This window comes from Bacillus rhizoplanae (assembly GCF_917563915.1).
Taxonomy (GTDB): Bacteria; Bacillota; Bacilli; order Bacillales; family Bacillaceae_G; genus Bacillus_A; species Bacillus_A rhizoplanae.
Genome location: NZ_CAKJTI010000023.1, coordinates 21,186 through 46,080, shown reverse-complemented (window position 1 = coordinate 46,080; position 24,895 = coordinate 21,186). Strand labels below are relative to the sequence as shown.

Genomic DNA, 24,895 nt, shown 5'->3' with positions numbered 1-24,895 from the left:
TGATTAACCTTGTTTTTGTTTATGTTTAGGGTTTTCACAAATAACCATTACTTTTCCACGTCTACGAATAACTTTACATTTTTCGCAGATCGGCTTAACTGACGGTCTTACTTTCATGTCTCGAACCTCCTTAAAGATTACGGAGTGCTATATTATTTAAAGCGGTACGTGATACGACCACGATTTAAATCGTACGGTGATAATTCTACCGTAACTTTATCTCCTGGTAAAATACGAATGAAGTTCATACGGATTTTACCAGAAACGTGAGCCAATACAACATGCCCATTCTCTAATTCTACTTTGAACATAGCATTTGGCAACGTTTCAATAACGGTACCTTCGACTTCAATTACATCATCTTTAGCCATTCAATGTTCTCCCTTCTTCAAATCAGTAACATTCTACACTGTTCTGAAATTCCGGAGAGCCAGCTACCTATAAAGTGGTAAGGATTTCGTATCCTGCTTCTGTAAGAGCAATCGTGTGCTCAAAATGCGCACACCATTTACCATCTACCGTTACCACTGTCCAGTCATCAGATAGTGTTTTTACATATCGTCTTCCTTGGTTCACCATCGGCTCAACACAAATGACCATTCCCGGTCTTAATCTAGGTCCTTGGTTTGGTGGACCATAGTGCGGGATTTGTGGGTCTTCATGTAAGTCTTGCCCGATTCCGTGACCGACATACTCCCTAACGATCGAGAATCCATTATCTTCGACATACGTTTGAATCGCATGTGAAACATTAGATAATCGTTCGCCCAGTTTTGCTTGTTCTAAACCAAGATACAACGATTTTTCTGTGACATCAAGTAGCTTTTGAACAGATTCGGAAATGTTTCCTACTGGATACGTCCATGCAGAATCTCCATGGTATCCATTATATTTCGCACCAATATCGATACTAATAATATCGCCTTCTTGGAGCTTGCGCTTTCCTGGAATCCCGTGTACAAGCTCTTCGTTTACCGAAGCACAAATGCTTCCCGGAAATCCGTTGTATCCTTTAAAAGATGGCGAACCGCCATATTTTAGAATCGTTTTTTCCGCTATTTGATCGAGCTCTTTCGTTGTAATTCCTGGGGCAATATGCTTTTTTAACTCTTGATGAGTTAAAGCAACAATCTTGCCAGCTTCTCGCATAATCTCGATTTCGCGAGGAGTTTTGCAAATAATCATTACGCTAAGCCTCCGATGAGAAGATCGACATCAGCAAATACTTTATCGATATCTTGCTCACCATTAATGCTTTTTAAGTAACCAAGCTCTTCGTAGAAATCAAGCAACGGCTTTGTTTGCTTAATATTCACTTCTAAACGATTTGCTACAGTTTCTTCGTTGTCATCAGAACGCTGATATAACTCGCCACCACATTTATCACATACGCCCTCTTTTGCTGGCGGATTGAATTCTAAGTGGTAAGTCGCACCGCACTCTTTACAAATGCGACGGCCTGTTAAACGTTTTAACAGCAACCCTGAATCCACATTAATGTTTAAAACATAATTAATCTTTTTGCCAAGATCTTTCATGATTTCTTCAAGAGCTGAAGCTTGTGCAACTGTTCGCGGAAAACCATCTAATAAGAAGCCTTTTACGCAGTCTTCTTGACTTAAACGCTCACGCACGATTCCGATTGTAACTTCATCTGGTACAAGTGCTCCTTTATCAATAAAGGACTTCGCTTGTAAACCAAGTTCAGTTTCATCTTTCATAGCAGCACGAAACATATCTCCTGTTGAAATGTGAGGGATGTCATACTTGGCAACAATCTTTTCGGCTTGTGTACCTTTACCAGCACCTGGAAGCCCCATTAAAATTAAGTTCATCTGTATTCCCCCTCATGAATGAGCATGTAGGGAAGATGCCTCTTCCCACTTACTCACTGTTTGATAAACCCTTTGTAATGGCGTCTCACTAATTGACTTTCGAGCTGTTTCATTGTCTCTAATGCAACACCGACAACAATTAGTAAACTTGTTCCACCAATCTGCGCAGATTGTGGCAGGTTTGCAAATTGAATAAATAAAACAGGTAGAATTGCAATTGCCGCTAAGAAAATTGCACCTACAAAGGTCAAACGATACAAGATCTTTGTTAAATATTGTTCTGTATTCTTACCCGGACGAATACCAGGAACATATCCACCTTGTTTATTTAAGTTTTCAGCCATCTGTTCAGGATTCACTTGAACAAAAGCATAGAAATATGCAAAGGCAATAATTAGTGCAACATATATTGTCATACCCACTGGATGAGTATAGTTAAAGTTCTTAATAATCCACTGCGATATTTCATATTTCGGGAAAAACTGTGCAATAGTCGGAGGCGTAATCAAGAATGAAACAGCAAAAATTACTGGAATAACACCAGCACTATTTACCTTAAGTGGTAAATGAGTGTTTTGTGCTCCAGTATAACCACCATTTCCAGTTACGCGCTTCGCATATTGAATCGGGATCTTTCTAACAGCTTGTTGAATGTAAATAACACCAACAATAACCGCTAACACAGCTAACAAAATTAAACCAACTTTTACGATACTAATGAACAATTCATCTCCGGCATTTTGGAACTGCTGTGCATACACTTGACTTATAGTATTTGGGATAGCTGCGGTAATACCTGCAAAGATAATAATAGAAATACCATTTCCTACTCCCTTTGCCGTAATCTGCTCACCTAACCACATTAGAAATGCAGTTCCGGCAGTCAGTACCGTAGCAATATATAAGTATGTTGACCAGCTAGGATCCGTAATTAACTGTCCACCTGCCATACCGTTAAAACCGATTGACATACCGAGTGCTTGAATAAAAGCAAGAACAATTGTAAAGTAGCGGGTAAACTGATTTAACTTACGACGACCCATTTCCCCTTGTTTTGACCATTCCGTAAATTTAGGAACAACATCCATCTGCAATAATTGCACGATGATGGATGCTGTAATGTACGGCATGATTCCCATCGCAAAGATGGAGAATTTTTTCAAGGCTCCGCCGCCAAATGTATTCAGAATACCCAATACATTCAACTGGTCTTGCGCTCTCAGTACATCTGCATTTGTATGAGGCACTGGGATGAACGTGCCAATCCGAAACACGATTAACATCGCTAAAGTGAACAATATTTTATTTCTTATCTCAGCAACGCGCATAAAGTTGGAGATTGTGCGAAACATTAGATCACCTCAACTGTTCCGCCAGCCGCTTCAATCGCTTCTTTTGCAGTTGAAGAGAACTTGTGAGCTTTAACAGTAAGCTTTTTCTCTACCGCACCGTTTGCAAGAATTTTAACACCGTCATTTAATTTGCTGATAACGCCAGTCTCAAGCAATAATTCAGGTGTTACTTCTGTACCGTCTTCAAAACGATTTAACGTTGTTAAGTTAACGATAGCAAACTCTTTACGGTTGATGTTTGTAAAGCCGCGTTTTGGTAAACGACGGAATAATGGAGTTTGACCGCCTTCAAAACCAAGACGAACACCGCCACCAGAACGTGCGTTTTGTCCTTTATGACCTTTTCCAGCAGTTTTACCGTTACCAGAACCGATACCACGACCTACACGGTTACGAACTTTACGAGAACCTTCTGCAGGTTGTAATTCATGAAGTTTCATTCCCAGGCACCTCCTTATATTGATGAGTTATCATTAAGCTTCTTTTACAGTTACAAGGTGAGAAACTTTGTTGATCATACCGCGAATAGCAGGAGTTTCTTCCTTAACTACAGTTGAATTCAACTTTTTAAGACCTAAAGCTTCTACAGTCGCACGTTGATCTTGTGGACGACCAATTACACTACGAGTGAGGGTAATTTCTAACTTTTTCGCCATTATGTTTTCCCTCCTTCTTAACCTAGTAGCTCTTCTACAGATTTACCGCGTAATTTTGCAACATCTTCAGCACGCTTAAGATCTTTTAATCCATTTACAGTAGCACGGATCATGTTAATTGGTGTGTTAGAACCAAGAGATTTAGAAAGAATATCTTGTACACCAGCTAATTCAAGAACCGCACGAACTGGACCACCAGCGATAACTCCAGTACCTTCTGCAGCAGGTTTTAAGAATACTTCACCCGCTCCAAATTGACCGATAATTACGTGTGGAATTGTTGTACCAACTAATGGTACTTCGATTAAGTTTTTCTTAGCATCTTCGATAGCCTTGCGGATTGCATCTGGTACCTCTTGCGCTTTACCAGTACCGAATCCAACATGACCGTTTTTATCGCCAACTACAACTAGTGCAGCGAAGCGGAAACGACGACCACCCTTAACAACTTTCGCAACACGGTTTATCGTAACTACACGTTCTTCAAGTTCAAATTTACTTGGGTCAATGCGACGCATCTATTTTCCCTCCTTTGACCATTAAAATTGTAAGCCAGCCTCACGAGCAGCTTCAGCTAAAGCTTTAACACGACCATGGTATAAGTAACCGCCGCGATCAAATACTATTTCTTTAACGCCTTTCTCTACAGCACGTTTAGCAACTAATTCGCCAACTTTAGTAGCAGCTTCAGTGTTGCCTGTACCGTTAAGAGTAAGTTCTTTATCAAGAGTAGACGCGCTTGCTAATGTTACACCGTTTACATCATCAATTACTTGAGCGTAAATGTGTTGATTAGAACGGAACACGTTTAAACGTGGACGCTCAGCAGTACCAGCAAGCTTTGCACGTACACGTGCATGTCTTTTCCTACGAACCGCATTTTTATCAGGTTTAGTGATCATTCTTGTCACTCCTTTCTTTCACCTAACGGGTTTACTTAGCAGTTTTACCTTCTTTACGACGTACAACTTCGCCTTCGTAACGAATACCTTTGCCTTTGTATGGCTCTGGAGCACGTACAGCGCGAACGTTAGCAGCAAATTCGCCAACACGTTGCTTGTCGATACCTTTGATTACGATCTTTGTAGGAGCAGGAACTTCAACTTCAAGACCAGCTTCTGGAGTCATCTCAACTGGGTGAGAGTAACCTACGTTTAATACAAGTTTGTCACCTTGTTTTTGTGCACGGTAACCAACACCGATTAATTCAAGTCCGCGAGCGAAACCTGTTGTTACACCTTCAACCATGTTTCCAAGAAGAGCACGAGTTGTTCCGTGTAATGCACGGTGTTCCTTCTGTTCAGAAGGGCGTTCTACTGTTAAGATATTTTCTTCAATTTTGATAACCATATCAGCATTGAAAGTACGAGTTAATTCACCTTTAGGGCCTTTTACAGTTACAGTATTATTTTCTGCTACTGTAACTGTAACACCTGCAGGGATGTCAAGAATCTTTTTACCAATACGAGACATGTGGTCACACCTCCGTTCGTTTAAATATATATTACCAAACGTATGCTACTACTTCTCCACCAGTTTGTAATTGACGAGCGTCTTTGTCCGTCATTACTCCCTTAGATGTAGAAACAAGTGCAATACCTAATCCGTTAAGTACACGTGGTACTTCATCAGCTTTTGCATAAACACGTAAGCCAGGCTTACTGATACGCTTTAATCCAGTGATTACACGCTCATTGTTTACACCGTATTTTAGGAAAATACGAAGGATACCTTGTTTGTTATCCTCGATGTATTCCACATCACGAATGAAACCTTCACGTTTTAAGATTTCAGCGATTTCTTTTTTGATTTTAGAAGCAGGAACTTCTAATTTCTCATGACGTACCATGTTCGCATTACGGATGCGAGTAAGCATATCTGCAATTGGATCTGTCATCACCATGTGTGTTACCTCCTTCCCATTTGTGGGTATTACCAACTAGCTTTTTTAACGCCAGGAATTTGTCCTTTATATGCAAGTTCACGGAAACAAATACGGCAAAGTTTAAATTTGCGGTATACAGAATGCGGACGACCGCAGCGCTCGCAACGTGTATAATCTTGCACTTTAAACTTAGGAGTACGCTTTTGTTTCGCAATCATAGATTTTTTAGCCACGTTTTCGCCTCCTCTACTTAGCGTTGGCTTCCATTATTTTTGGAATGGCATACCGAATTGTGTTAAAAGTTCACGAGCTTCTTCATCAGTTTTCGCTGTAGTAACGATTACGATGTCCATACCACGAACTTTGCTTACTTTATCATAATCAATCTCAGGGAAAATTAATTGCTCTTTAACACCTAATGTGTAGTTACCACGACCATCGAAAGATTTCTTAGAAACACCACGGAAATCACGTACACGTGGTAAAGAAACTGATACTAATTTGTCGAAGAACTCATACATTTGCTCGCCGCGTAAAGTAACCTTTGCACCGATAGGCATACCCTCACGAAGACGGAATCCTGCGATAGATTTTTTAGCGCGAGTTACAACAGGTTTTTGACCTGCGATTTGTGTTAACTCTTCTACAGCACTGTCTAATGCTTTAGAGTTGGATACCGCGTCACCAACACCAGTGTTGATTACGATCTTTTCGATTTTCGGTACTTCCATTACAGATTTATAGTTAAACTTGCTCATAAGAGCAGGAGTAATTTCTTTTTGGAATTTCTCTTTAAGGCGATTCAATGAAGGGACCTCCTTTCATATAGAACTTATTTATCTAACAATTCACCAGATTTTTTTGCAACACGAACTTTTTTACCATCTTCCGCTTTGTAGCCTACGCGAGTAGGTACACCTGTTTTAGGATCTAATGGCATAACATTAGATACGTGGATAGCTGCTTCTTTCGTGATAATTCCACCTTGTGGATTTATTTGAGATGGCTTAGAGTGCTTCTTAACGATGTTAACACCCTCAACGATAACACGGTTTTCTTTTGGGAAAGCTGCAAGGATAACGCCTTGTTTTCCTTTGTCTTTACCACTGATTACCTGTACTTTATCACCTTTTTTTACATGCATCTTACTTCTGCACCTCCTTAGCAAGGCAAGACCTTAAATTATAGAACTTCTGGAGCTAAAGAAACGATCTTCATGAAGTTGTTATCACGTAATTCACGAGCTACTGGTCCGAAGATACGAGTACCACGTGGGCTCTTATCGTCTTTAATGATAACCGCTGCGTTTTCATCAAATTTGATATAAGAACCGTCTGGACGACGAGCACCGCTCTTCGTACGTACTACTACTGCTTTAACAACGTCACCTTTTTTAACAACGCCACCTGGTGTTGCTTGTTTTACCGTAGCAACGATAATATCACCGATGTTTGCGTATTTACGACCAGAGCCGCCTAATACTTTGATTGTTAAAAGTTCACGTGCGCCAGAGTTGTCAGCTACTTTCAAACGAGATTCTTGTTGGATCATGTTATGAAACCTCCCTTCGGACTTAAAATTCCGATTCGTCTATTTAGATAATAACCGCTTCTTCAACGATTTCAACTAAACGGAAACGCTTAGTAGCAGAAAGCGGGCGAGTTTCCATGATTTTTACGATATCGCCAACTTTTGCTTGGTTTTGCTCATCATGGGCTTTATACTTCTTAGAATACTTAACGCGCTTTCCGTACAAGGAATGAGTTTTGTAAGTTTCAACTAAAACTGTAATCGTTTTGTCCATTTTGTCAGAAACAACACGACCAGTGTAAACTTTGCGTTGGTTACGTTCGCTCACTTTGCAAACCTCCCCTCAATTTATCGATTAATTCCGATCTCTCTTTCGCGAACTACAGTTTTCATACGAGCAATTGCTTTACGCACTTCACGGATGCGTGTTGGATTCTCTAATTGTCCTGTAGCAAGCTGGAAGCGAAGATTAAACAACTCTTCCTTTAAAGCTTTAACTTTTGTTTCGATTTCGGCAGTGGTTAATTCACGAATATCATTAGTTTTCATTAGATTCACCACCATTTTCTTCACGTTTTACGAATTTACATTTCACTGGTAATTTGTGAGCTGCAAGACGTAATGCTTCGCGTGCTACCTCTTCAGATACACCCGCAATTTCAAACATAACCTTTCCAGGTTTTACTACTGCTACCCAACCTTCTGGAGCCCCTTTACCGGAACCCATACGTACTTCTAGAGGTTTAGCAGTGTAAGGTTTAGAAGGGAAAATTTTAATCCAAACTTTACCGCCACGTTTCATATAACGAGTCATTGCACGACGAGCTGCTTCGATTTGACGGTTTGTAATCCAAGATGCTTCTTGAGATTGTAAACCAAACTCACCAAAATGTACTTCAGCGCCACCTTTTGCACGACCACGCATTTTACCACGATGCTCTCTACGATATTTTACGCGTTTAGGCATTAACATATTATTTTCCTCCTTCCTCAGAAGCTTTCTTTTTTGTAGGAAGGACTTCTCCACGGTAGATCCATACTTTTACGCCTAATTTACCGTACGTTGTATCAGCTTCAGCTGTTGCATAGTCAATATCAGCGCGAAGTGTATGAAGTGGAACAGTTCCTTCACTGTAAGATTCTGCACGAGCGATATCAGCTCCGCCAAGACGACCAGAAACCTGTGTTTTAATACCTTTAGCTCCTGCACGCATAGCACGTTGAATTGCTTGCTTTTGTGCACGACGGAAAGATACACGGTTTTCTAATTGACGAGCGATGTTTTCGCCTACTAATTTAGCGTCAAGATCAGCTCTCTTAACTTCTAAAATGTTGATGTGTACACGTTTACCTGTTAATTGGTTAAGAGCTTTACGAAGTGCTTCAACTTCTGTACCACCTTTACCAATTACCATACCAGGTTTTGCCGTGTGAATTGTAACATTTACACGATTTGCCGCACGCTCGATTTCTACTTTAGAAACAGCAGAATCTTTTAAGCGAACGTTGATGTATTCACGAATTTTGATGTCTTCATGTAAGAATGTAGCATAATCTTTTTCAGCGTACCAGCGAGATTCCCAATCACGGATGATACCGACACGAAGACCAACTGGACTAACCTTTTGACCCATCGATTATCCCTCCTTCTTTTCTGATACCACAACTGTGATGTGGCTTGTGCGTTTGTTAATTTGGCTTGCACGACCCATTGCACGTGGACGGAAACGTTTTAACGTTGGACCTTCGTCAACGAAAACTTTTTCAACAACTAAGTTGTTTATGTCCATTTCATAGTTATGTTCTGCATTTGCAATTGCAGATTTCAAAACTTTTTCTACAACTGGAGAAGCAGTTTTTGGTGTGTGGTTAAGGATAGCAATCGCTTCACCCACTTGCTTACCTCGGATTAAGTCTACTACTAAACGAACTTTACGAGGAGCAATACGAACTGTTCTCGCTACTGCTTTAGCTTGCATTGAAGTGCCTCCTCTCATTATCTTCTAGTTTTCTTATCGTCAGCATCATGACCTTTGTACGTACGAGTTGGTGCGAACTCACCTAACTTGTGGCCAACCATATCCTCAGTTACGTATACAGGAACGTGTTTACGACCATCATATACAGCGATTGTATGACCAATAAACTGTGGGAAGATCGTTGAACGACGAGACCAAGTTTTTACAACTTGTTTTTGCTCAGTTTCATTTAACTTTGCAATTTTGTTCATTAAATGATCATCAACAAATGGTCCTTTTTTCAAGCTACGAGCCATTTTGGTGCCTCCCTTCGTGATTGCCGTACGGTTCTAGAAATGAACCGTACTACAACCCCATTATTTTTTACGACGACGAACGATGAATTTGTCAGACGCTTTATTTTTCTTACGAGTTTTGAATCCAAGAGTTGGTTTACCCCATGGAGACATTGGAGACTTACGTCCGATTGGTGAGCGACCTTCACCACCACCGTGTGGGTGATCAACTGGGTTCATTACAGAACCACGAACAGTTGGGCGCTTGCCTAACCAGCGAGAACGACCCGCTTTACCAATTTTAATAAGTTCATGGTGCTCATTACCTACTTGACCTACTGTAGCGCGACAAGTAGATAGGACTAAGCGTACTTCACCAGAAGTTAAACGTACAAGTACGTATTTACCTTCTTTACCAAGTACTTGAGCAGATGTACCAGCAGAACGAACTAATTGTCCACCGCGACCTGGTTTAAGCTCGATGTTATGAACAACTGTACCTACTGGAATGTTGATTAATGGTAATGCGTTACCGATTTTAATGTCCGCTTCTGGGCCAGACATGATTTCCATACCTACTTCTAAGTTTTTAGGAGCAAGGATGTAACGTTTTTCACCGTCAACGTAGTTAATTAATGCAATATTCGCAGAGCGGTTTGGATCGTATTCGATCGTAGCAACGCGTCCTGGAATTCCATCTTTGTTACGTTTGAAGTCGATGATACGGTATTGACGCTTGTGTCCGCCACCTTGGTGACGTACAGTGATTTTACCTTGGTTATTACGTCCAGCCTTTTTGCTTAAAGGCGCAAGTAATGATTTTTCCGGTCTATCAGTCGTGATTTCAGCGAAATCATTCGTAGTCATGTTACGACGACCGTTAGTAGTTGGATTATACTTTTTGATTGCCATCTGATTTTCCCTCCTTCTTTAGTAAGGATTAAACTCCTTGGAAGATCTCGATTTCTTTGCTGTCAGCAGTAAGCTTAACGATTGCTTTACGACGACGGTTAGTGAAACCAGCGTGACGACCAACACGTTTTGCTTTTGGTTTGTAGTTCATGATATTTACTTTATCAACTTCAACACCAAAGATAGCTTCTACAGCATCTTTAACTTCCGTTTTATTAGCTTTAACGTCCACATCGAACGTGTATTTTTTTTCAGCCATCATTTCCATAGAACGTTCAGTGATAACTGGGCGCTTAATGATATCACGAGGATCTTTCATTATGCAAGCACCTCCTCTACTTTTTCCACTGCCGCTTTTGTCATGATTAGCTTATCATGATGAAGAACGTCTAAAACGTTTACGCCATCAGCAGTGATTACTGTTACTCCAGGGATATTGCGAGCAGATAACTCAACTGCTTCGTTTACATCAGCAGTTACGATAAGAGCTTTCTTCTCAACAGTTAATCCTTTAAGAACTGCTACCATGTCTTTTGTTTTTGGTGCATTTAACACTAAATCCTCAAGAACTACGATGTTGTTCTCAACTACTTTAGTAGCTAATGCAGATTTGATAGCTAAGCGACGAACTTTTTTAGGTAGTTTGTACGCATAGCTTCTTGGTGTAGGTCCGAATACCGTACCACCACCACGCCATTGAGGAGAACGGATAGAGCCTTGACGAGCACGTCCAGTTCCTTTTTGACGCCATGGTTTACGACCTCCACCGCGCACTTCAGAGCGAGTTTTTACTTTGTGTGTACCTTGGCGTAAAGATGCACGTTGCATCATTACTGCTTCGAAAAGTACAGCTTCGTTTGGTTCGATACCGAAAATAGTTTCAGTTAATTGGATTTCACCAACTTCAGAACCAGTTTGGTTATATAACTTTACTTTTGGCATTGGGGTTCCTCCTTTCTTACAGAAAATTATTTGCTAGCCTTAACAGCACTACGAACAACTACAAGAGATTTCTTAGCGCCAGGAACGTTGCCTTTTACTAATAGTAAATTACGTTCAACATCAACTTGAACGATTTCTAAGTTTTGAATAGTAACTTGGTCTCCACCCATACGTCCAGCAAGTTTTTTGCCTTTGAATACACGGTTCGGAGCAACAGGGCCCATTGAACCAGGACGACGGTGATAACGAGAACCGTGAGACATAGGTCCGCGAGATTGTCCGTGGCGTTTAATAGCACCTTGGAAACCTTTACCTTTAGAAATACCTGTTACGTCTACAGTTTCACCTGCAGCGAAAACTTCTACTTTTACCTCTTGACCAACTTCTTGTCCTTCCACGTCTGCATCGCGAAGTTCGCGAATGAAGCGCTTAGGAGCAGTAGTTGCTTTAGCAACGTGACCTTGTTCAGGTTTGTTAGCTAATTTTTCACGTTTATCAGCGAAACCTAACTGAATTGCATTGTAGCCATCAGTTTCAACAGTTTTCTTTTGAAGAACAACGTTTGGAGTCGCTTCGATAACAGTTACAGGAATTAGCTCACCGTTTTCAGCAAATACTTGAGTCATACCGATCTTTTTTCCTAAGATTCCTTTGGTCATGAGTTACACCTCCTACATTTTAACTTATATAAATTATAGTTTGATTTCGATATCTACACCAGATGGTAAGTCTAAACGCATTAAAGAGTCTACTGTTTGTGGAGTAGGGCTCACGATGTCGATTAGACGTTTGTGCGTGCGCATTTCGAATTGCTCACGAGAATCTTTGTATTTATGAACCGCACGAAGAATCGTGTAAACAGTTTTTTCAGTTGGTAATGGGATCGGACCAGAAACTGTCGCCCCAGAACGCTTAGCTGTTTCTACAATTTTCTCAGCTGACTGATCAAGAATACGGTGATCGTAAGCTTTTAAACGAATACGAATTTTTTCTTTTGCCATTATTTTCCCTCCTTCGTTCGCCTATTTTTAAAATAGACATTCTCCATGGAAATTTCCACACACTCGCCATGGCAAAGCGGCCGGGTGTGTCAGCAACCTTCCACTTCATCGCAGTCAAAGACCAACATTGTCTATTATACAATGTTATTCGTCTAGATGCAAGCATCTTTTTCTTTGCATCTGCTTTTCTCTACTTTTGCTATTATACATGGCACTTTAAAGAATTTCAAGTTTTCATCTGTTGTAATTATTTTTACAGTTTCTGGATGGATGATTTTACAATTTATATACTATAGAAGAAACTCGTCAAAACTTAAAAATAGACTTTCATCTATTATAAACAAAAATAAAAAACCCAAGGGAAAATCCCTTGAGTTTCATATATATCAGTTGAGATTACTCAACGATAGTTGCAACTACACCGTAACCTACAGTACGTCCACCTTCACGAATAGAGAACTTAGTTCCCTCTTCGATTGCGATTGGAGCGATAAGTTCGATAGTCATTTCAATGTTGTCACCAGGCATTACCATTTCAGTACCTTCTGGTAATTGGATGATACCAGTTACGTCAGTTGTACGGAAATAGAATTGTGGGCGGTAGTTAGCGAAGAATGGAGTGTGACGTCCACCTTCTTCTTTAGATAAAACGAAAACTTCAGCTTTGAATTTAGCGTGAGCTTTTACAGAGCCAGTTTTAGCAAGAACTTGTCCACGTTGGATGTCTTCACGAGCAACCCCACGAAGTAAAGCACCGATGTTGTCTCCAGCTTGAGCTTGGTCAAGAAGCTTACGGAACATTTCTACACCAGTTACAGTTGTAGATTTGTTTTCTTCAGCAAAACCGATGATTTCTACTACGTCACCAACTTTAACTACACCGCGCTCTACACGACCTGTAGCAACTGTACCACGACCTGTGATAGAGAATACGTCCTCAACAGGCATTAAGAATGCTTTTTCAGTGTCACGTTCTGGAGTTGGGATGTAAGCATCAACTTCGTTCATTAATTCAATGATTTTTGCTTCCCACTCAGCATCTCCTTGAAGAGCTTTAAGAGCAGAACCTTTAACTACAGGGATATCATCGCCTGGGAAGTCGTATTCAGATAATAGATCGCGAACTTCCATTTCTACTAATTCTAATAACTCTTCGTCGTCAACCATGTCGCATTTGTTTAAGAATACAACGATGTAAGGAACACCTACTTGACGAGAAAGAAGGATGTGCTCACGAGTTTGAGGCATTGGGCCATCAGCAGCAGATACTACTAAGATACCGCCGTCCATTTGAGCAGCACCAGTGATCATGTTTTTAACATAGTCAGCGTGACCTGGGCAGTCAACGTGTGCATAGTGACGAGTTTCAGTTTCGTACTCAACGTGTGCAGTTGAGATTGTGATACCGCGCTCTCTTTCTTCTGGAGCAGCATCGATTTGGTCGTAACCTTTCGCTTCAGCACCACCAGCTTTTGCAAGAACTGTAGTGATAGCAGCAGTTAATGTAGTTTTACCATGGTCAACGTGGCCGATTGTACCAATGTTAACATGTGGTTTAGAACGTTCGAATTTAGCTTTTCCCATTCTAAATTCCTCCTTGGTTATATAGATTATTTTATATTTAGACTAGAAAGTAAGGGGCCTAAGCCCCGCTTTCTAAGCTTACATAAGTAGTTATACTTGAACAATCGATAAAAATCAATTATTCACCTTTATTTTTTTTAACAATTTCTTCTGAGATTGAACGAGGAACCTCTTCATAATGGTCAAATACCATTGAGAATGTTCCACGGCCTTGCGTGTTAGAACGTAGAGACGTTGCATAACCGAACATCTCAGAAAGTGGTACCATCGCACGAACAACTTGTGCGTTACCACGAGCTTCCATACCTTCTACGCGTCCACGGCGAGATGTTACGTCACCCATAATGTCACCCATGTACTCTTCAGGAATTACAACTTCAACTTTCATCATTGGCTCAAGAATTACTGGGTTACATTTAGAAACCGCAGCTTTAAGAGCCATAGATGCAGCGATTTTGAACGCCATCTCAGAGGAGTCAACATCATGGTAAGATCCGTCAACTAATGCAGCTTTAATGTCTACTAGAGGATATCCTGCAAGTACACCATTTTTAAGTGCATCTTCAAGACCTGCTCCTACAGCTGGGATGTATTCACGTGGAACTACACCACCGACGATCTTGTTTTGGAACTCGAATCCTTTACCTTCTTCGTTAGGTTCAAACTCAATCCAAACGTGACCGAATTGTCCACGACCACCAGATTGACGAGCGAACTTACCTTCAACTTTCGCAGCAGCGCGGAAAGTCTCACGGTATGCTACCTGAGGAGCACCAACGTTTGCTTCCACTTTGAATTCACGGCGCATACGGTCAACGATGATATCAAGGTGAAGTTCACCCATACCAGCGATGATTGTTTGGCCAGTTTCTTGGTCAGTGTGAGCACGGAATGTTGGATCTTCTTCAGAAAGCTTAGATAATGCTGTACCCATTTTATCTTGGTCAGCTTTAGATTTTGGTTCGATAGCTACAGAGATAACCGGCTCTGGGAATTCCATAGACTCAAGGATAACAAGGCTCTTCTCGTCACAAAGAGTATCACCAGTTGTAGTATCTTTTAACCCTACAGCAGCAGCGATGTCACCAGCATAAACTGTTGAAATCTCTTCACGGCTGTTTGCGTGCATTTGTAGGATACGACCTACACGCTCACGCTTACCTTTAGTTGAGTTTTTCACGTAAGATCCAGAGTTTAACACACCAGAGTACACACGGAAGAATGTTAACTTACCAACATAAGGGTCAGTCATGATTTTGAATGCTAATGCTGCGAAAGGCTCTTCATCGCTAGAATGACGTTCTACTTCTTCTTCTGTATCCGGAAGAGTACCTTTAATAGCAGGTACGTCTAATGGAGATGGTAGGTAGTCGATAACTGCATCTAACAGAATTTGAACACCTTTATTTTTGAATGCAGAACCACAGATTACTGGGAAGAATTCTACAGAAGTTGTAGCCTTACGGATACCAGCTTTAAGCTCTTCTACAGTGATTTCCTCACCTTCTAGGTACTTCATCATCATTTCTTCATCAAGCTCTGCTACCGCTTCGATAAGTTTTCCGCGGTATTCATCAGCTAATTCTTTATGTTCTGCAGGAATTTCAACACGTTGGATATCTGTTCCTAAGTCGTTTGCATACATGTATGCACACTCTTCTACTAGGTCGATAATTCCCGTAAACTCATCCTCAGCACCGATTGGTAACTGAATTGGATGTGCGTTTGCTTGTAAACGGTCATGAATTGTTCCTACAGAATATAAGAAGTCTGCACCAATCTTGTCCATTTTGTTAACGAACACGATACGTGGTACACCGTAAGTAGTAGCTTGACGCCAAACAGTTTCTGTTTGTGGTTCTACGCCAGATTGCGCGTCAAGTACCGCTACCGCGCCATCAAGTACGCGTAAAGAACGTTCTACTTCTACAGTGAAATCTACGTGTCCTGGAGTGTCAATGATGTTTACACGATGACCTTTCCATTGAGCTGTAGTTGCCGCAGAAGTAATTGTGATACCACGCTCTTGCTCTTGCTCCATCCAGTCCATCTGAGATGCACCTTCGTGAGTTTCACCGATTTTGTGAATACGTCCTGTATAGTACAAGATACGCTCAGTTGCTGTTGTTTTACCAGCATCGATGTGAGCCATGATACCAATATTACGAGTGTTTTTTAAGGAGAACTCTCTTGTCATTTGGTGTCTTTCTCCTTCCTAATATGGATTGGATTTTTTTATTTTAAGTAGCAAAAAAGCCACTTTATTTTGTTACATATGTCAGTATGTCTAGTACCCTCATTATGTAAAACGAGCGCCCATTGAAAGGGAGAGGAATTCTCCCTCTCCACACTTCCATAAGCGACAAATAAAGCGGTTTATGCTTATAGTTATTTTTCGTTGAATCCTACCAACGGTAATGAGCAAATGCTTTGTTAGCTTCTGCCATTTTGTGAGTGTCTTCACGTTTCTTAACAGATGCACCACTGTTGTTAGCTGCATCTAAGATTTCGTAAGCTAGACGCTCTTCCATAGTTTTTTCACCACGAAGACGAGCGTAGTTTACTAACCAGCGAAGACCTAAAGTTGTACGGCGTTCTGGACGAACCTCAACCGGAACTTGGTAGTTAGCACCACCAACACGACGAGCGCGTACTTCAAGAACAGGCATGATGTTCTTAAGAGCTTGCTCGAATACTTCCATTGGTTCGTTACCAGTACGTTCACGAACGATATCGAACGCATTATAAAGAATTGTTTGAGATTTACCTTTTTTACCGTCAACCATCATTTTGTTGATTAGGCGTGTTACAAGTTTAGAATTGTACATTGGATCTGGTAACACGTCACGTTTCGCAACAGGTCCTTTACGAGGCATATTGAGTTCCTCCTTTCAGTTCAGTTTTATTATTTCTTAGCAGGTTTTGGTCTCTTAGTACCATATTTAGAACGTCCTTGCATACGTTTGTCAACACCAGCTGTGTCAAGCGCACCACGAACGATGTGGTAACGTACCCCTGGTAAGTCTTTTACACGACCACCGCGAATTAATACTACGCTGTGTTCTTGTAGGTTATGACCGATACCTGGGATGTAAGCAGTAACCTCGATACCATTTGTTAAACGTACACGAGCGTATTTACGTAACGCTGAGTTCGGTTTCTTTGGAGTCATTGTACCAACACGAGTACATACACCACGTTTTTGAGGTGCAGAGATATCAGTTGCTTTTTTCTTTAAAGAGTTGAAACCTTTGTTTAACGCAGGTGATTTAGATTTCCATACTTTATCAGTACGTCCATTTCTCACTAATTGGTTAATAGTAGGCATTAATTTATCCTCCCTTCGCATGTTTGTATGACCACATATCCAGGTGGTTCATTATTAGTTGAAAACAAAGTTTTTGCAAGGGAGAGCAAATGCTCTCTCCTCACAAAAACAGTTTTAACTTGTTATTCCTATCGCTGAAGCTCCTACCGCATCTCATTCATTTTCATGTTGAGATCCAGTTTTTAAAAAGTACGTTATGTTACATCGCAAAAGCTACTGCAACGTTCTAACTGTACCGTGTTGAATTACATTCAACGTTTATTTAGGAGCAACCTTGCTTATATTAACATTTCGCATTGCATAATGTCAACTAGGATTATCTGTTTTTATACAAAATTTACGACGGAAAATTTTAGCTTTCTACGTAAACCTCGTCATCTTCTACATTTATTTCTTCTTTTGCTGTTTTTACAAGATCTACTCTGCGGTAATGATTCATACCTGTACCAGCCGGAACAAGTTTACCGATAATAACATTTTCTTTCAGGCCAAGAAGTTCATCGCGCTTACCTTTAATTGCCGCATCAGTTAACACACGAGTTGTTTCCTGGAATGATGCTGCAGATAAGAATGAATCTGTTTCAAGTGAAGCCTTTGTAATACCAAGAAGGATTGGACGTGCTGTTGCTGGTTGTTTACCTTTAAGCAACACTTTCGCATTTGCATCTGTGAACTGATGAATATCCAGTAATGTTCCTGGTAATACATCTGTTTCACCAGCATCGATTACACGAACTTTGCGAAGCATTTGACGAACCATTACTTCAACGTGTTTATCACCAATTTCTACCCCTTGCATACGGTATACTTTTTGCACTTCACGAAGCAGGTATTCTTGGACTGCTGTAATATCTGTTACTTTCAGTAATTCTTTCGGATCGATAGAACCTTCTGTAAGTTCTTTACCGTGTTCAATGCGGTGTCCTGGAGCTACTTTTAGACGAGCGCCATAAGGAATTGTATACGTACGAGCTTCTACATCACCTTGTACAACAACTTCTTGGCGATCTTTCACATCGTTAACCGCTGCAACAACACCGTCGATTTCACTGATAACCGCTTGACCTTTCGGATTACGCGCTTCGAAAATCTCTTGAATACGTGGTAAACCTTGTGTGATATCGTCTCCAGCAACCCCACCGGTATGGAATGTACGCATCGTTAACTGTGTACCTGGCTCACCGATAGATTGAGCTGCGATAATACCAACCGCTTCGCCCACTTCTACATCTGTGCCAGTAGCTAAGTTACGACCGTAACATTTCTTACATACGCCGTGGCGTGTGTTACATGTAAATGCAGAACGGATGTACAACTGTTCAACGCCTGCTTTTTCAATGATATGAGCAATATCTTCTGTAATTAATTCATTTTCACGAACTAACACTTCGCCTGTTTCTGGATGCTTCAAAGTTTTTCTTGCGAAACGTCCTACAAGACGATCGTATAAGGACTCGATAATTTCGTTTCCTTCTTTAATTGCACCGATTAATAAGCCGCGGTCTGTTCCACAATCGTCTTCACGAACGATAACATCTTGTGCAACGTCAACAAGACGACGTGTTAAGTAACCAGAGTCCGCAGTCTTAAGTGCTGTATCGGCAAGACCTTTACGCGCACCGTGTGTAGAGATGAAGTACTCGAGTACCGTTAAACCTTCGCGGAAACTTGATTTGATTGGAAGTTCGATAATACGACCAGATGGGTTAGCCATCAAACCACGCATACCAGCAAGCTGAGTGAAGTTCGATGCGTTACCACGGGCACCAGAGTCACTCATCATGAAGATCGGGTTGCGCTTATCTAAGGTTTTCATCAGTTTTCCTTGGATAACATCTTTTGCATTACTCCAAATAGAGATAACACGATCATAACGTTCTTCCTCTGTAATTAAACCGCGACGGAATTGCTTAATTACTGTATCTACTTTTGCTTGCGCTTCATGCAAGATTTCTTGTTTTTCACCTAATACAAGGATATCCGCCACACCAACTGTAATACCAGCTTTTGTAGAGTATTTAAATCCTAGATTTTTCATGCGGTCAAGCATGCGAGATGTTTCAGTAATTTTGAAACGTTTAAATACTTCAGCAATGATATTACCAAGAATTTTCTTGCTAAATGGTGCCACTTCTTCGCGACTAGCAATAATTTCTCTTACGTTAGCGCCTTTTTCAACAAAGTATTCCACTGGAGTTTCTTTCTCCAAGTTTGTTTTTGTTGGTTCATTAATGTAAGGGAATGATTTCGGTAAGATTTCATTGAATATTAACTTACCAACTGTTGTTAACAACAGCTTGCTGTTTTGCTCTTCTGTAAACGTTTCGTTGTTTACAGAGCTTGCTGCAACAGCAACACGAGTATGCAAGTGTACATATCCGTTTTGGTATGCAATTAATGCTTCGTTCGTATCTTTGAAAATCATACCTTCACCAATTGCATCTGCACGTTCAAGCGTTAGGTAGTAGTTACCTAATACCATATCCTGAGATGGTGTAACAACTGGTTTTCCGTCTTTCGGGTTCAAGATATTTTGTGCAGCTAACATAAGAAGACGAGCTTCTGCTTGTGCTTCTGATGATAACGGAACGTGAACCGCCATTTGGTCACCGTCAAAATCCGCGTTGTATGCAGTACATACAAGTGGATGAAGACGAATTGCACGACCTTCTACTAATGTAGGTTCAAACGCTTGAATACCAAGACGGTGAAGTGTTGGAGCACGGTTTAGAAGTACAGGGTGTTCTTTAATTACAGACTCTAAAACGTCCCAAACTTCAGGTTGTACTCGCTCGATTTTACGTTTAGCACTCTTAATGTTGTGTGCTAATCCTTTTCCTACCAACTCTTTCATTACAAAAGGTTTGAACAATTCAAGCGCCATTTCTTTTGGCAGACCGCATTGGTACATTTTCAAGTTCGGTCCTACAACGATAACGGAACGACCAGAGTAGTCAACACGTTTACCTAATAAGTTTTGACGGAAGCGTCCTTGCTTACCTTTTAACATATGAGAAAGAGATTTTAATGGACGGTTACCAGGTCCAGTAACTGGACGGCCGCGACGACCATTATCGATTAAAGCATCTACTGCTTCTTGTAACATACGCTTTTCGTTTTGGACGATGATGCTTGGTGCACCTAAGTCTAATAAACGTTTTAAACGATTGTTACGGTTAATTACACGACGGTATAAGTCGTTTAAGTCAGAAGTTGCAAAACGTCCACCATCTAACTGTACCATTGGACGAAGCTCTGGTGGGATAACTGGAAGAACATCTAGAATCATCCAAGATGGTTCGTTTCCAGAGTTACGGAATGCTTCTAATACTTCTAGACGTTTAATCGCACGAGTACGACGTTGTCCTTGTGCTGTTTTTAACTCTTCTTTTAAGAAGTCTACTTCTTTATCTAAATCGATATCTTGTAATAACTTCTTAATCGCCTCTGCGCCCATAGAAGCTTGGAAAGAGTTTCCGTATCTGTCGCGATACGCACGGTATTCCTTCTCCGAAAGAAGTTGCTTCTTATCAAGCGGTGTATCACCGCTTTCTGTTACCACATAAGAAGCGAAATAAATTACTTCTTCAAGCGCGCGAGGGGACATGTCTAAGACAAGTCCCATGCGGCTTGGGATACCTTTGAAATACCAAATATGAGATACAGGAGCAGCTAATTCGATATGACCCATACGTTCACGACGAACTTTCGCACGCGTTACTTCAACGCCGCATCGATCACAAACTACACCTTTATAACGGACACGTTTATATTTACCACAATGACATTCCCAGTCTTTTGTTGGACCGAAAATACGCTCACAGAACAAACCGTCTTTCTCTGGTTTCAATGTACGATAGTTAATCGTCTCGGGTTTTTTAACTTCCCCATATGACCAAGAGCGAATTTTGTCTGGTGATGCAAGTCCAATCTTCATATATTCAAAGTTGTTTACATCTATCAAGGGGCCTACCTCCCTTTTAGTCTACAGGTTATCCCAATTATTCCTTCGTTGTCTCAACTTCGACATTTAATTTATCTGCAGATTGATGATCATCATCGTCATCAGTATCACGCATTTCAATTTCAGTATCGTCGCTAGACATCATCTTAACATCCATACCTAAGCTTTGTAATTCCTTAATCAATACTTTGAATGATTCAGGAACACCTGGTTCTGGAACGTTTTCGCCTTTTACAATCGATTCGTACGTTTTCACACGACCAACAACATCATCGGACTTAACTGTTAAGATTTCTTGAAGAGTATAAGCAGCACCGTAAGCTTCAAGTGCCCAAACCTCCATCTCACCGAAACGTTGTCCACCAAACTGTGCTTTACCTCCAAGAGGTTGTTGCGTTACAAGTGAGTATGGTCCAGTAGAACGAGCATGAAGTTTATCATCAACCATGTGTGCAAGTTTAATCATGTACATGACACCAACAGATACACGGTTGTCGAATGGTTCACCAGTACGTCCATCGTATAGAATTGTCTTTGCATCACGTGCCATACCAGCTTCTTCGATTGTTCCCCATACATCTTCCTCGCGAGCGCCATCGAATACTGGTGTTGCAACGTGGATACCAAGATATCTTGCTGCCATACCAAGATGAAGCTCTAACACCTGACCGATATTCATACGAGATGGTACCCCTAATGGGTTTAACATGATATCGATTGGTGTGCCATCTGGTAAATAAGGCATATCTTCTTCCGGTAAAATACGGGAGATAACACCTTTGTTACCGTGACGACCGGCCATCTTGTCACCTTCAGAAATTTTACGTTTTTGAACGATATATGCACGTACAAGTTGATTCACACCTGGTGGTAATTCATCGCCATCTTCACGGTTGAATACTTTTACGTCTAAGATAATACCGCCACCACCATGTGGTACGCGTAGTGATGTATCACGTACTTCACGAGCTTTCTCACCGAAGATTGCATGCAATAGACGCTCTTCTGCTGTTAATTCCGTTACACCTTTTGGCGTTACTTTACCAACAAGAAGGTCTCCGTCTTTTACTTCTGCACCGATGCGGATAATACCGCGCTCATCAAGGTTGCGAAGTGCATCTTCCCCTACGTTTGGAATGTCTCGTGTAATTTCTTCTGGTCCTAGCTTCGTATCACGAGCTTCAGATTCATATTCTTCAATATGAATAGAAGTATACACATCATCTTTTACAAGGCGCTCACTCATAATGATCGCATCCTCGTAGTTATAACCATCCCATGTCATAAAGCCAACAAGCACGTTACGACCAAGTGCAAGTTCACCTTTTTCCATAGAAGGACCGTCTGCAAGAATCTCACCTTTTACAACTTCATCGCCAACACTTACGATTGGGCGTTGGTTGTAACAAGTTCCTTGGTTAGAACGGATGAATTTTAACATTTTATAGCGATCTAAATCACCTTTTACTTTTTGGCCGTCTACTTCGATGTAACGACGTACCCAAACTTCGCGAGCTTCTACGCGTTCAACGATACCAGGATGTTTACAGATTACCGCAGCACCTGAGTCTTTCGCTGATACGTACTCCATACCAGTACCTACAATTGGAGATTCTGGGTTCATAAGTGGAACCGCTTGACGCTGCATGTTCGCACCCATTAGCGCACGGTTCGAGTCATCGTTTTCTAAGAACGGAATACAAGCTGTCGCAGCAGACACAACCTGTTTCGGAGAGATATCCATGTAGTCAATACGTTCGCGTTTTACTACAACGTTCTCATCGCGGAAACGCGCTACAACATCCTCATCAAGGAAATCTCCATCTTCAGATAAACGTGCGTTTGCTTGGGCAACAACATAGTTATCTTGTTCATCAGCTGTTAAATAATCTACACGTGTTGTTACACGTCCAGTTTCTGGATCAACACGACGGTATGGTGTTTCAATGAAGCCAAATTCATTTACTTTCGCAAATGAAGATAAAGAGTTAATCAAACCGATGTTTGGTCCCTCTGGCGTTTCAATTGGACACATACGACCATAGTGAGAGTAGTGAACGTCACGCACTTCAAAGCCAGCGCGCTCACGCGTTAAACCACCAGGTCCTAATGCAGATAGTCTTCGTTTATGCGTTAACTCTGCTAATGGGTTTGTTTGATCCATAAACTGAGATAACTGCGAGCTTCCGAAAAACTCTTTAATAGATGCAATAACCGGGCGAATGTTAATTAACGCTTGTGGTGTAATTGCATTTGTATCTTGAATCGACATTCTCTCACGAACAACACGCTCCATACGAGAAAGACCGATACGGAATTGGTTTTGTAACAATTCACCTACAGAACGTAGACGACGGTTTCCTAAATGGTCAATATCGTCTGTGTCTCCTACTTTGTATAGAAGGTTAAAGAAATAGCTAATAGATGCAATAATATCGCCTGGTGTAATATGTTTTACTTCGCGATCAATGTTCGCGTTACCAATGATATTGATAGAACGCTCTCCATCTGCATCTGGAGCATAAATTTTAATAGATTGTAATTCAACATTGCCTTCTACCACTCCGCCTATCGGCTTCGCTGTTTTAAAGCCAATATTCTTTTCTAAGTAAGGTAACATGCGATCTAATGTGCGACGATCTAAGATTGTTCCTTCTGCCGCTAAAATTTCACCTGTTTCAGGATCCACTAAAGTTTCAGCTAAACGTTGGTTAAACAATCTGTTTTTAATGTGTAATTTCTTATTAATTTTGTAGCGACCTACATTTGCTAGATCATAACGTTTTGGATCGAAGAAACGAGAAACAAGCAAGCTCTTCGCATTTTCTACTGTTGGTGGTTCACCTGGACGTAGACGCTCATAAATTTCAAGCAATGCTTTTTCTGTGCTATCCGTGTTATCCTTTTCTAGCGTATTGCTTAAGTATTCGTTATCACCTATAAGCTCGGTGATTTCTTGATCAGAGCCAAACCCTAATGCGCGTAACAAAACAGTTACAGGTAGTTTGCGCGTACGGTCGATACGCACATAAACAACATCCTTAGCATCTGTTTCATACTCCAACCAAGCTCCGCGGTTTGGAATTACAGTAGCAGTAAATCCGCGTTTTCCGTTTTTGTCCACTTTGCCGCTGTAGTATACGCTTGGTGAACGAACTAACTGAGAAACAATAACGCGTTCTGCACCGTTAATTACGAATGTTCCTGTCTCTGTCATGAGCGGGAAATCCCCCATGAACACATCTTGTTCTTTCACTTCACCAGTTTCTTTATTGATTAGACGCACTTTTACACGAAGTGGTGCTGCATACGTCACATCACGCTCTTTACATTCTTCTACAGAATATTTCGGTTCACCTAAACTGTAGTCGATAAACTCAAGCGATAGATTTCCCGTAAAGTCTTCAATCGGAGAAATGTCTTGGAACATTTCTCGCAAACCCTCATCAAGAAACCACTGATAAGAAGAGGTTTGAATTTCGATAAGATTTGGTAATTCTAAAACCTCACTAATACGGGCATAACTTCTTCGTTGGCGGTGTCGTCCGTATTGAACTAGTTGACCTGTCAACTGCTTCACCCCTCAAATCAAGAGTATTATAAATACACAAAAATGTGCAAAATCACAACTAAATACGACTAACGCAAATTA

Annotated in this window: 32 protein-coding genes; all 32 read right to left on the bottom strand. The window is 41.0% G+C overall.

Annotated elements, in window-relative coordinates:
• Positions 1–3: 3 nt before the first annotated feature.
• The 32 genes from rpmJ to rpoB all read right to left on the bottom strand — a co-directional run bounded on the left by rpmJ (position 4) and on the right by rpoB (position 24,814).
• The gene (rpmJ, locus tag LRP84_RS17145; RefSeq protein ID WP_000868344.1) at positions 4–117 is read right to left on the bottom strand and encodes a 50S ribosomal protein L36; all 114 of its coding nucleotides are present in this window, start codon (positions 115–117) and stop codon (positions 4–6) included.
• Positions 118–152: 35 nt separating this feature from the next.
• Positions 153–371: a translation initiation factor IF-1 gene (gene infA, locus LRP84_RS17140; protein WP_020062312.1), complete on the bottom strand. Its 219-nt coding sequence runs from the start codon at positions 369–371 to the stop codon at positions 153–155.
• A 67-nt stretch (positions 372–438) separates the two neighbouring features.
• Complete coding sequence (gene map / locus LRP84_RS17135; RefSeq protein WP_230576176.1) at positions 439–1,185, bottom strand: type I methionyl aminopeptidase; 747 nt, start codon at positions 1,183–1,185, stop codon at positions 439–441.
• Entirely contained in the window at positions 1,185–1,835 is a 651-nt protein-coding gene (locus LRP84_RS17130; RefSeq protein WP_098310009.1) for an adenylate kinase, read from the bottom strand. The genes map and LRP84_RS17130 overlap by 1 nt, the downstream gene beginning before the upstream one ends.
• 53 nt (positions 1,836–1,888) lie before the next feature.
• Positions 1,889–3,187 (bottom strand): preprotein translocase subunit SecY, encoded by a 1,299-nt coding sequence (gene secY / locus LRP84_RS17125; protein WP_230576175.1) that lies wholly within the window; start codon positions 3,185–3,187, stop codon positions 1,889–1,891.
• Positions 3,187–3,627 (bottom strand): 50S ribosomal protein L15, encoded by a 441-nt coding sequence (rplO, locus tag LRP84_RS17120; RefSeq protein ID WP_098310007.1) that lies wholly within the window; start codon positions 3,625–3,627, stop codon positions 3,187–3,189. The genes secY and rplO overlap by 1 nt, the downstream gene beginning before the upstream one ends.
• Before the next feature lie 33 nt (positions 3,628–3,660).
• The gene (gene rpmD, locus LRP84_RS17115) at positions 3,661–3,843 is read right to left on the bottom strand and encodes a 50S ribosomal protein L30 (protein WP_020062307.1); all 183 of its coding nucleotides are present in this window, start codon (positions 3,841–3,843) and stop codon (positions 3,661–3,663) included.
• Positions 3,844–3,860: 17 nt separating this feature from the next.
• The gene (rpsE, locus tag LRP84_RS17110) at positions 3,861–4,361 is read right to left on the bottom strand and encodes a 30S ribosomal protein S5 (RefSeq protein WP_230576174.1); all 501 of its coding nucleotides are present in this window, start codon (positions 4,359–4,361) and stop codon (positions 3,861–3,863) included.
• A 21-nt stretch (positions 4,362–4,382) separates the two neighbouring features.
• Entirely contained in the window at positions 4,383–4,745 is a 363-nt protein-coding gene (rplR, locus tag LRP84_RS17105; protein WP_230576173.1) for a 50S ribosomal protein L18, read from the bottom strand.
• Between the two features lie 31 nt (positions 4,746–4,776).
• Positions 4,777–5,316 (bottom strand): 50S ribosomal protein L6, encoded by a 540-nt coding sequence (gene rplF / locus LRP84_RS17100; protein WP_230576172.1) that lies wholly within the window; start codon positions 5,314–5,316, stop codon positions 4,777–4,779.
• A 31-nt stretch (positions 5,317–5,347) separates the two neighbouring features.
• On the bottom strand, positions 5,348–5,746 hold the full coding sequence (gene rpsH, locus LRP84_RS17095; protein WP_020062303.1) for a 30S ribosomal protein S8: 399 nt from the start codon (positions 5,744–5,746) through the stop codon (positions 5,348–5,350).
• A gap of 29 nt (positions 5,747–5,775) precedes the next feature.
• A complete protein-coding gene (rpsN, locus tag LRP84_RS17090) occupies positions 5,776–5,961 on the bottom strand; it encodes a 30S ribosomal protein S14 (RefSeq protein ID WP_020062302.1) in 186 nt (61 codons plus the stop codon).
• Positions 5,962–5,994: 33 nt separating this feature from the next.
• Positions 5,995–6,534, bottom strand: coding sequence for a 50S ribosomal protein L5 (gene rplE / locus LRP84_RS17085; RefSeq protein WP_020062301.1), 540 nt, complete (start codon positions 6,532–6,534; stop codon positions 5,995–5,997).
• 26 nt (positions 6,535–6,560) lie between these two features.
• Positions 6,561–6,872: a 50S ribosomal protein L24 gene (rplX, locus tag LRP84_RS17080; protein WP_230576171.1), complete on the bottom strand. Its 312-nt coding sequence runs from the start codon at positions 6,870–6,872 to the stop codon at positions 6,561–6,563.
• A gap of 38 nt (positions 6,873–6,910) precedes the next feature.
• Entirely contained in the window at positions 6,911–7,279 is a 369-nt protein-coding gene (gene rplN, locus LRP84_RS17075) for a 50S ribosomal protein L14 (protein ID WP_035433708.1), read from the bottom strand.
• Between the two features lie 43 nt (positions 7,280–7,322).
• The gene (gene rpsQ / locus LRP84_RS17070; protein ID WP_011983253.1) at positions 7,323–7,586 is read right to left on the bottom strand and encodes a 30S ribosomal protein S17; all 264 of its coding nucleotides are present in this window, start codon (positions 7,584–7,586) and stop codon (positions 7,323–7,325) included.
• Between the two features lie 20 nt (positions 7,587–7,606).
• Positions 7,607–7,807, bottom strand: a complete 201-nt coding sequence (gene rpmC, locus LRP84_RS17065) for a 50S ribosomal protein L29 (protein WP_000855718.1) — start codon at positions 7,805–7,807, stop codon at positions 7,607–7,609.
• The gene (rplP, locus tag LRP84_RS17060) at positions 7,797–8,231 is read right to left on the bottom strand and encodes a 50S ribosomal protein L16 (protein WP_020062298.1); all 435 of its coding nucleotides are present in this window, start codon (positions 8,229–8,231) and stop codon (positions 7,797–7,799) included. The genes rpmC and rplP overlap by 11 nt, the downstream gene beginning before the upstream one ends.
• A gap of 1 nt (position 8,232) precedes the next feature.
• Entirely contained in the window at positions 8,233–8,892 is a 660-nt protein-coding gene (gene rpsC / locus LRP84_RS17055) for a 30S ribosomal protein S3 (RefSeq protein ID WP_020062297.1), read from the bottom strand.
• Between the two features lie 3 nt (positions 8,893–8,895).
• A complete protein-coding gene (rplV, locus tag LRP84_RS17050) occupies positions 8,896–9,237 on the bottom strand; it encodes a 50S ribosomal protein L22 (protein WP_001148024.1) in 342 nt (113 codons plus the stop codon).
• 17 nt (positions 9,238–9,254) lie between these two features.
• Complete coding sequence (gene rpsS / locus LRP84_RS17045; protein WP_020062296.1) at positions 9,255–9,533, bottom strand: 30S ribosomal protein S19; 279 nt, start codon at positions 9,531–9,533, stop codon at positions 9,255–9,257.
• 60 nt (positions 9,534–9,593) lie between these two features.
• Complete coding sequence (gene rplB, locus LRP84_RS17040) at positions 9,594–10,424, bottom strand: 50S ribosomal protein L2 (RefSeq protein ID WP_230576170.1); 831 nt, start codon at positions 10,422–10,424, stop codon at positions 9,594–9,596.
• 28 nt (positions 10,425–10,452) lie between these two features.
• Positions 10,453–10,743, bottom strand: a complete 291-nt coding sequence (gene rplW, locus LRP84_RS17035; RefSeq protein WP_020062294.1) for a 50S ribosomal protein L23 — start codon at positions 10,741–10,743, stop codon at positions 10,453–10,455.
• The gene (gene rplD / locus LRP84_RS17030) at positions 10,743–11,366 is read right to left on the bottom strand and encodes a 50S ribosomal protein L4 (RefSeq protein ID WP_230576169.1); all 624 of its coding nucleotides are present in this window, start codon (positions 11,364–11,366) and stop codon (positions 10,743–10,745) included. Before rplD ends, rplW begins: the two co-directional genes overlap by 1 nt.
• A 26-nt stretch (positions 11,367–11,392) precedes the next feature.
• Positions 11,393–12,025 carry a 50S ribosomal protein L3 gene (gene rplC, locus LRP84_RS17025; RefSeq protein WP_230576168.1) on the bottom strand — a complete coding sequence of 211 codons (633 nt, stop codon included), beginning with the start codon at positions 12,023–12,025 and terminating at the stop codon, positions 11,393–11,395.
• 33 nt (positions 12,026–12,058) lie between these two features.
• Positions 12,059–12,367 (bottom strand): 30S ribosomal protein S10, encoded by a 309-nt coding sequence (rpsJ, locus tag LRP84_RS17020; RefSeq protein WP_001040596.1) that lies wholly within the window; start codon positions 12,365–12,367, stop codon positions 12,059–12,061.
• A 396-nt stretch (positions 12,368–12,763) separates the two neighbouring features.
• Positions 12,764–13,951, bottom strand: a complete 1,188-nt coding sequence (gene tuf, locus LRP84_RS17015; protein ID WP_230576167.1) for an elongation factor Tu — start codon at positions 13,949–13,951, stop codon at positions 12,764–12,766.
• Positions 13,952–14,069: 118 nt separating this feature from the next.
• On the bottom strand, positions 14,070–16,148 hold the full coding sequence (gene fusA / locus LRP84_RS17010; protein ID WP_230576166.1) for an elongation factor G: 2,079 nt from the start codon (positions 16,146–16,148) through the stop codon (positions 14,070–14,072).
• Positions 16,149–16,356: 208 nt separating this feature from the next.
• Positions 16,357–16,827, bottom strand: coding sequence for a 30S ribosomal protein S7 (rpsG, locus tag LRP84_RS17005; protein WP_035433720.1), 471 nt, complete (start codon positions 16,825–16,827; stop codon positions 16,357–16,359).
• A gap of 29 nt (positions 16,828–16,856) precedes the next feature.
• The gene (gene rpsL, locus LRP84_RS17000) at positions 16,857–17,279 is read right to left on the bottom strand and encodes a 30S ribosomal protein S12 (RefSeq protein WP_090918580.1); all 423 of its coding nucleotides are present in this window, start codon (positions 17,277–17,279) and stop codon (positions 16,857–16,859) included.
• A gap of 352 nt (positions 17,280–17,631) precedes the next feature.
• Positions 17,632–21,243, bottom strand: coding sequence for a DNA-directed RNA polymerase subunit beta' (gene rpoC, locus LRP84_RS16995; protein WP_230576165.1), 3,612 nt, complete (start codon positions 21,241–21,243; stop codon positions 17,632–17,634).
• Positions 21,244–21,280: 37 nt separating this feature from the next.
• A complete protein-coding gene (rpoB, locus tag LRP84_RS16990) occupies positions 21,281–24,814 on the bottom strand; it encodes a DNA-directed RNA polymerase subunit beta (RefSeq protein WP_230576164.1) in 3,534 nt (1,177 codons plus the stop codon).
• Positions 24,815–24,895 lie beyond the last annotated feature (81 nt).